This is a genomic window from Candidatus Zixiibacteriota bacterium, from assembly GCA_019038695.1.
Classification (GTDB): Bacteria; Zixibacteria; MSB-5A5; order GN15; family FEB-12; genus B120-G9.
Map to the genome: position 1 here is coordinate 41,335 of JAHOYZ010000043.1, position 7,797 is coordinate 49,131.

Sequence of the window (7,797 nt, forward strand, 5' to 3'; positions counted from 1 at the left end):
TTCATTCTCTAGAACCCAATGAATCTCCAATATCCAAAAATTGTCCATCCCCAAAGAACAGCAAACGACAGCAATAGTACTGCGGCGCCATGCTTGAGAAAATCGGCGAGAGTTACCAACTGCTCACCTGTCACCGGATCTTTTGCCATAGCATAGGCAATTGCATTTGAGGGAGTACCAATTATAAGCATGTGGGCAAATGACGAAGCGAAGGCGGTAGCAAAGCCAATCATCCAGGGGTGAGTATTGCTTATAGTCGCCATCGGCACAGTAATCGGACCAATAGCAGAAACTGTGGCCCCGTCGCTCATGAAGTTAGTACATATTCCAGTGAACAGACTGGCCGCCATAGCTAACCCGGCTCCGTCGCTCATGAAGTCCGGCAGAATACTGAGGAAACTGTCGGCCAGGAACAACGCTCCACCGGTTTCTGCCAGGCCTTTACCAAGGGCGCTGGCACTGGCGTAGAGGGCGATCACCTCCCAGTGGATGGTGGTAATGTCGCGCCATTTGAGTATTCGCATTATGTTCAAAACCACCAAGCCGAGGATGATCGGACCACCCATGCCGAAAGTATCGCTCGCCCCGATCCAGAGAGCTATGACGCCCACCAGAACTGCGCCAGTAAGATACTCGTTTTTATTCATTGGTCCGATCTGGTCGGAAGCCTGACGCACTATTGCTGAAACATTAAGCGATTTAATCTTAATTTTTTTGCGGAAGGTAAAGTAGAAATAGGCTGCGATGACCAGGGCCATGACCGGCACAAAGGGCATTCCGTAGGTCATCCACTCGCCGAAGGTCGGGGCTATATCGTAATCCTGTAAAATACCCATCATGATTGCATTCCGACCTCCGGCAGCGGGCGAACCAGGACCACCCGAGTTGGCCGTGTAGCAGAGAGCCAAGGCAAACATGACGGCCAGCGCACGATCCGTCTTGACCCCAGCGGCACGAATCGAGGTGGCATAGACCATCATGAACAGCGGCATGATAAATGCTACCAACGCATGTTCTGAGATCACCGAACAAGCCATAGCCAGCAAAGGGAGAAAGAGAAACAGAAGTCGCGGCAGAGTCTTTGCCGGTCCTAGTAGCAGTAACCCTATACGTCGATCCAATCCCGTTTTGGAAATCGCCACCGCTATGGCCAACACTCCGAATATGAATATGACCGCATCCTTGGCGTAGGCTTTGGCAATGTCATCGGGTCGAAGAACGCCTGTGAAGTACATCAATACCCCGACAAGCAAAGCCGTGATCCCTACCGGCACAGCTCCTGAAGCCCAGAATAACGCCGCCACGACCAACGTAGCAAGCATCACACGGGCCTTAGTTGATAATTCCTCGGCGGTCTGCACCACTTTGACAGTGTTACCGTCGGTATCCTGGGTCTTTTTGTACATTTTATTTTTATGACTGTAATAGTCAGCGATAGTCTCATTTTCACTCATCATGCGATAACCGGCAAAGCCCATATTGATATCGGTTATCTCCCCGGTCTTGGGGGCGTCGAGAATGTCAATCAAACGCTGCGGCGAGGGAGCCAACAACGCCAGAGCAAAGAGTAAGGCACCGAGGATTATTACGCCCGGGCGGGAATTATGAGATCCGATCAACCATTTCTTCACCGATCCCTTCTCTACAAGTGGGATCTCATGGCGAGCCATAACGTGGGGTCGGTCCTCGCGGGCTGCTTCAATCGTTTCAAGAAGCTTATCCAATTCGCATGGCTTCTCAAGATAAGCATATGCTTCCAATCGTCCAGTTTCCATCGCCGAGGCCATTGAGCCATGTCCTGTCAGTAGAATGATCTGAACGGCAGGACGGAATTTCTTCAACTCTACGAGCGTCTGCTCACCGCTCAAGCCCGGCATTTTCAGGTCCAGGAGAACAATATCAATATCATAATCGTTCCTGGCAATCTTGATTGCATCTTCTCCATTATCGGTCTCAATGGTCTCATAGCCACGCAAGTTGAGTCGTTCGGCAATATCCGATCGAAACTGATCCTCATCATCTACAAGCAGTATCTTGGCCATTCAATCAATCCTTGCTGTCAGTACTGGTGGTTGCCTGTCGCATCTGTTCCATTACTTCATCGCAAAGGTCGGACAATCGAATCAGTCCGACAGGGCGGTCCTGTTGTGTTACCAGAACCGATAATGTTTGCCAGGTCACCATCTGATGAATAACATCACAGATCGGAGCATCTACATCGATGTGCTCTCTCAAGGGGCGCATAACACTTCGGACCGGCACCGCAACCGCCCCCTGGCACATTTCCGAAAGCCTTCGCTGAAGAACACTGAAGTGATCCAGTGCCGTTTGCAGGATCGCATCGCTCACACCTGCTTTGTTGAGCGTGTCCTGATCTGCTACGACATGGCTTCGTGGTTCCAGGGCTTTCAGAAGAGCCAGTTGACCCAGTTTACCTATAATTCTACCATTGTTGTCGGCAATCAATACGGCTTGATATGGCTGTCTGCCCTGGTCCGAATTGAACCGGGACTCCGCTAAGCGAATGACAGCATCCAGAATTGTGGCCGAGGAATCAACTGTCGGGTACTGATCAATGGGCACCATCAGGTCCCCGGCCTTGTTTGCACTCATGTTACAAATGGCTCCTATGTTGAGTTACCGTTTCTGCTTAACCGGTAAAACAAGGGTGAAAGTAGTTCCAACGCCCTTAGTACTTTCTACCTCAATCTCACCGCCGAGACCACGTACAATTCCATAACTTACCGACAGGCCAAGTCCAGTGCCTTTACCCACTTCTTTGGTCGTGAAGAAAGGCATAAACACCTTGTCGAGCTGTTCTTGTATCATTCCACATCCGGTATCTTTAATAGATATTCGAACCCTGTTGCCGTGACTGGATGTTGTGATAGTAATCGTTCCCTGTTCGTCACCTATGGCATCGCTGGCATTATTGACAATATTCAGGATTACCTGCTGAAGCTGATTAGAGTCGGTTGTTAGTTTTGGCAACGAGCGATCGTAATTACGTTCAACCGCAATACTTGAGACCTCAATTTCCGGTCCCAGGAGATCGTCGATGACGCCATTTATGATGTCATGCACGTCGTGTTCCTGCAGGTCAAAGTCGGTTCTTCTGACAAATCGAAGAAGCTTACGAGTAATATCCCGGCAACGAAAAGCGGATTCCTGGATTGTACTCAACCGTTTGTGAAGGTCATTCTCGTCCAGCGTGTGGCCGAACTGGGGATCCATATAGTCCATTAGGAGACCGGATTCCTCGGTTATCACGGCCAGCGGATTGTTGATTTCATGAGCGATACCGGAAGCGAGTTCGCCAACCGACGCCAATTTGGCCGCATGACCCAACTGTGCTCGAGTCCGATCCGATTCCATTTGCATATCTACGAGTTTGCGGGCACGAATCACCGCTACAACAAAACCGAACAGAACGAAAAGCACACTGATTATTATTATCCGCAGTCTGAACCCGGACAGGAAAGCTTGCGTGTCAGTTGAGGCCGGTTGTACAATAACTGCCCAGTTGGCCATCTGAAGCCAGGAGTAGCCGTACAATAGGTATCTACCATCAATGCGAGCCTCCCCTGCCCCGACGTCAGGTTTTTGTGGAGGTACAAATGAGGATGCCTCCAGGGGAGTTCCCAGACGAGGCGTCGCCAATTGATAGTTTCCGGTCTGATTGACAATCGATGTGATGGCTTCAGCGGAACCGGTTTGAGATCTCAGATAGTTATATATTTCCTCAGGTGCCAAGGTAGCTCGCAGTACGACGAAAGCTCCATCGATAGTACGACTGACCGCGATAGTGAAGTGAGGACGCTGACGAAAACCGAGGTAGATATCGGTGATGATAAAACCAGTTTGATCATCGTACAATGTCTTATACCATGATTCCTGTCGGTAATTGCGTTTTTCGAGAGAAGGATACGGGCCTGCATAGGACGTCTGTACTCCGGTTGAATCAAAAAAACCAATATCGACAAAAGCGTTACTGTTCTTCCTGAGTCCGTCGAGATCGTCTTCCATCACTTCCGACGTCGGCGGGAATTCGTGCCGGGGATCGTCGATTAGATTCGAGAGATTAACCAACCTTTCCGACAGGAAAAGTTCCAGAGTATTGGCCTGACTTTCGGCAATCGCCTGCAGATGCAATCGCTTGCTTTCCCGTACAATTGCATCATACTGAATGAGGAAAAAGGCGGCCAGGATGGCTACAGGGGCTACATACATCAGGAGAAGCCGGACAACCTGTTTGCGTCTCATTACACGATAGTGTTCCTCACTAAACGGAAGGAACTCAGCAAACGATACCGTCTTCTTTTTCTCGGCCGCAGGCACAATAGTGTCTTTCTCGTTTCGCCTTAAGTGCAGCCGGACCCGAGTATTCGCGAACACCAGCCACCATGTTTCGGCGGAACACGGTCATCCAGAATATAGGTTGGACTCCACTATTGTCAATAGAAACCATTGCGCTCAAGCGCTATATTTGTGATCATCATACGAGCACTTGCCGTCAACATGTTGCAGCCGTATCTTCTATTATGTCATTACCCACTCTGAAAGGCTCTTTGATTACCCTGCGTCAGTTGCGTAAATCGGACGCGTCTTCACTGCAGCGCCACGCCAATGATCGCCAGGTTGCCAGAAATCTCCTGTTGCTTCCGCACCCATACACTATCGAGAACGCCCTCGTCTGGATCAGGTTCACCCATTCGCTGGTACGCAAAGGCCGCTCCTATCCATTTGGTATCGAAGACAATCAATCTGGAGAAATCGTTGGGATGATTGACCTTGTCGCTATCAATGATTTCCACAAGATCGCTGAGTTGGGATATTGGCTTGGGCGGCGCTATTGGCGTCGAGGATACACGAGCGAAGCAGTACAACTGATCCTGCGCTTTGGTTTCCGGCAACTACGCTTAAGGCGGATTTATGCTCATACATTCGACAGGAATCAGGCCTCTTATGCACTCCTAAAGAAGGCTGGTTTCATCTACGAGGGGACGGAACGCAAATCACGCCGGAAGGGCAATAGATGGCTTGACCTTCACCTGCTGAGTATACTGCGGGAAGAGTTCAAAATTCGCAAACCAAAGTAGCCGCTACTTCTTCACCAAGTTGCGCAGAACCTTGAGATTCTCAATATCCTCAACCAGATCATCCCCTTTGGGAGTTTCGAGAATCATTGGGATACTCTCCAGTCGCTTGTCGTTGACAAGATTACGAAACCCTTCAAGACCGATCTCTCCCTGACCAATATGCTCGTGGCGGTCTTTCTTCTCCCCAAACGGCTTCTTACTATCGTTGACATGAATGATGCGCAGTTGGTTAAGGCCAATAATGTCATCGAAAGCCTTAAACGTCTGACGGTAACCATTCGCATCACGCAACTCGTAGCCAGCCGAGAAGATGTGGCAGGTATCGAGACAAACGCCAATGTGATCCTTGTCATCAACCAGATCAATCATGTACGCGATCTGTTCAAAGGTGTATCCCAGATTCGTTCCTTGACCGGCAGTACATTCCAGGAGAAGAGTCACCGTGTTGTCGTTCAATTCGTCGAACAGACGATTGATGCTCCGACCTACGCGCACCATACCATCCTCTTCGCCGCTACCAACATGCGACCCCGGATGTATCACTAGCGATGGTACTTTGAGAACATTGCACCGTTCCATCTCCTCCTTGAGTGAAAGGAACGATTTCTCAAGGAGAGTATCACTGGGGGAGGCCAGGTTGATCAGGTATGAGGTATGGGAAGTGGCCGCCGTGACACCGAGTTCCTCTTGAAGACGGAGAAACTCATCGACATCATCCGGTTTGAGCTTGGCTGCGCGCCATTGGTTGTTGGACTTGTTAAATATCTGAATAGCATCGCAGGTAGCTTTGTGTCCACGCTCAATGGCTTTGTGAACTCCGCCCGCTATTGATTGGTGTGCTCCAAAGATCATATATCCTCACTACAGGTTCTTAACATCTGTTGATGCGGAAAACAAGTTACGACCTCTTTTGTTCAAAAAAATGCTCACTGCCACGAACTTGTTTCCGATAAGCGGCTATCTCCTGTCCGGCGAGATCGTCGATGATGTCTTCAATCCAGATAGCGACAAGATGGTCATTTTCGTCGGTTTCAATTACAATATGCTCAGCCGGTCGGTAGGCTCGACTGGGATTTGCACAGGCAAACTCCAGCCGAAGTATTGTACGTAGTCGATTGGTGATAAGCTGGGGATCTGTAATGGTCTTGCGGAAATCAAGCCATCGAATGTCCGACTCGCGAGCGTTTTCCGGGAAGCAGAGATTGTCTGCGACCTGCCAATGACGTCGGGCAACGTCAACTTCAATAAAGATGAGTCGCCCATGACGATCAATGTCCAATCGGACATGATCTCCTTCAAGGTAAGAGAAGAAGCGCCGGGAATTATCGAAAGGACCGACCTGGACGTAAAGCGCGTCCTCTTCCAACTGATAAAAACCCCGACCGGTAATAACTGCCTCGGTCGGGGTTTGAAAACGTAACTTAGCTATGGGCGGAGTCATCTCACTTGAGTTCTTTAAGGCGCTCCTTGGCCTGTTCAGCCTCTAGTGTACCGCCATGTTCATCAATCAGTTTCTGAAACGCCTCTTTGGCTTCAGCTTTTTTGCCCAACTCCTGTCTGGAGCGGCCCAACTTGTATAAAGCTCGACTGGTATTAACAGAACTCCCGTAGTTTTCCAGCAGGAATTCAAATTCGCCCACAGCATCATCGAACTGTTCCAGCGAATAGTATGCTTCACCGATCCAATAGTGAGCATTTTCTACCAGTTCGTGCTTCTCACAGTCGCGAATGAATGCCTTGAAAGCCTCGACGGCTTTCTCGTATTCATGGCCGCGAATGATTATGAAAGCATCGTCATAGGCTTTGTAGCAGTCGTCCGAAGTGACAGTTCCAGGCACTTCCGGTGGCTGTCCGGGGGTAGCAGCAGGAGTGACATTACCTGCACTAGTGGAACCACGCAGAACACGCTTCTCATGGACCGCGCGGTAGATAGCGTCGATCTTCTGCAACATGTCCTGGTATGATTCCTGTAGCGCCGATATCTGTTGTTCGAGTTGATCAACAGTCATCGAGACATCCGTCCTCAGCCGCCGATTGTTGTCCGACTCCTGAGTGGATAGAGTGTCCAGCTTAGTCAAAGCCTGAACTACTTGTGTGTTCTGGCGCTGAACCTCTTCAACCTGCATCCGCAGTTCGTCGATATGTCGCGGCGTACAGCATCCAGAGAGCAACGCACCCACAAACAGAACCGCCATCATAAAGATGGCGGTTACTGGTATTCTATTACGGGTCAGCATGTTTTTCACGCGTCTTTTCTGTTACTGCGATACTACGCGGAATTCGCAGCGACGGTTCTTGTCCCAGGCGGCTTCGTTAGAGCCAGGGTTAGCCGGGCGCTCTTTACCATAACTGATGAATGAGAGCCGGGCTGGTGCAATCCCCAAACCAACCAGATAATCCTTGGCTGCCTTGGCTCGCTTCTCACCCAAAGACAAGTTGTACTCGACCGTGCCACGTTCGTCGCAGTGACCTTCGATCTTGGCAATTGCCGACGGGAACTCCATCAACAAGTTATAGTTGGCATCAAGAGCAGCCTTGGCTTCGGAATGCAGGTTGAACTTATCAAAGTCAAAATAGACTGTGACAAACTGCGATTCCTCGATAGTTGCCGGTGGCGGCGGTGGGGGTGGTGGTTGCGGGGCCTGCGGCGGCGGCGGTGCCGGGGCTTCCGGTGGAGTTTCTACTTTTGGATCTAGTT

At 50.1% G+C, this 7,797-nt stretch carries 8 protein-coding genes; 1 reads left to right on the forward strand and 7 read right to left on the reverse strand.

The genetic code is table 11. The features are described from left to right. Positions 1-8: 8 nt before the first annotated feature. Genes KOO62_12475 through KOO62_12485 form a run of 3 tightly spaced genes read right to left on the reverse strand, consistent with a single transcriptional unit; the run spans position 9 to position 4,395 of the window. A complete protein-coding gene (locus KOO62_12475) occupies positions 9-2,042 on the reverse strand; it encodes an anion permease (protein MBU8934797.1) in 2,034 nt (677 codons plus the stop codon). Positions 2,043-2,046: 4 nt separating this feature from the next. Next, positions 2,047-2,613, reverse strand: coding sequence for a CBS domain-containing protein (locus KOO62_12480; protein MBU8934798.1), 567 nt, complete (start codon positions 2,611-2,613; stop codon positions 2,047-2,049). Positions 2,614-2,637: 24 nt separating this feature from the next. Continuing rightward, positions 2,638-4,395, reverse strand: a complete 1,758-nt coding sequence (locus KOO62_12485; GenBank protein ID MBU8934799.1) for a histidine kinase — start codon at positions 4,393-4,395, stop codon at positions 2,638-2,640. Positions 4,396-4,541: 146 nt separating this feature from the next. On the opposite strand from KOO62_12485, the gene KOO62_12490 reads away from it, so the two are divergent. Further along, a complete protein-coding gene (locus KOO62_12490; GenBank protein MBU8934800.1) occupies positions 4,542-5,099 on the forward strand; it encodes a GNAT family N-acetyltransferase in 558 nt (185 codons plus the stop codon). A gap of 3 nt (positions 5,100-5,102) precedes the next feature. Here KOO62_12490 and KOO62_12495 read toward each other — a convergent pair whose 3' ends face one another. The 4 genes from KOO62_12495 to pal form a co-directional block, all read right to left on the reverse strand. After that, positions 5,103-5,951 carry a deoxyribonuclease IV gene (locus tag KOO62_12495; protein ID MBU8934801.1) on the reverse strand — a complete coding sequence of 283 codons (849 nt, stop codon included), beginning with the start codon at positions 5,949-5,951 and terminating at the stop codon, positions 5,103-5,105. Positions 5,952-5,997: 46 nt separating this feature from the next. Beyond that, a complete protein-coding gene (locus KOO62_12500) occupies positions 5,998-6,540 on the reverse strand; it encodes a hypothetical protein (protein MBU8934802.1) in 543 nt (180 codons plus the stop codon). Between the two features lies 1 nt (position 6,541). Then, positions 6,542-7,345 carry a tol-pal system protein YbgF gene (ybgF, locus tag KOO62_12505; GenBank protein ID MBU8934803.1) on the reverse strand — a complete coding sequence of 268 codons (804 nt, stop codon included), beginning with the start codon at positions 7,343-7,345 and terminating at the stop codon, positions 6,542-6,544. 12 nt (positions 7,346-7,357) lie between these two features. After that, positions 7,358-7,797 (reverse strand): peptidoglycan-associated lipoprotein Pal (pal, locus tag KOO62_12510; protein MBU8934804.1); only part of this gene is annotated, 440 nt, incomplete at its 5' end.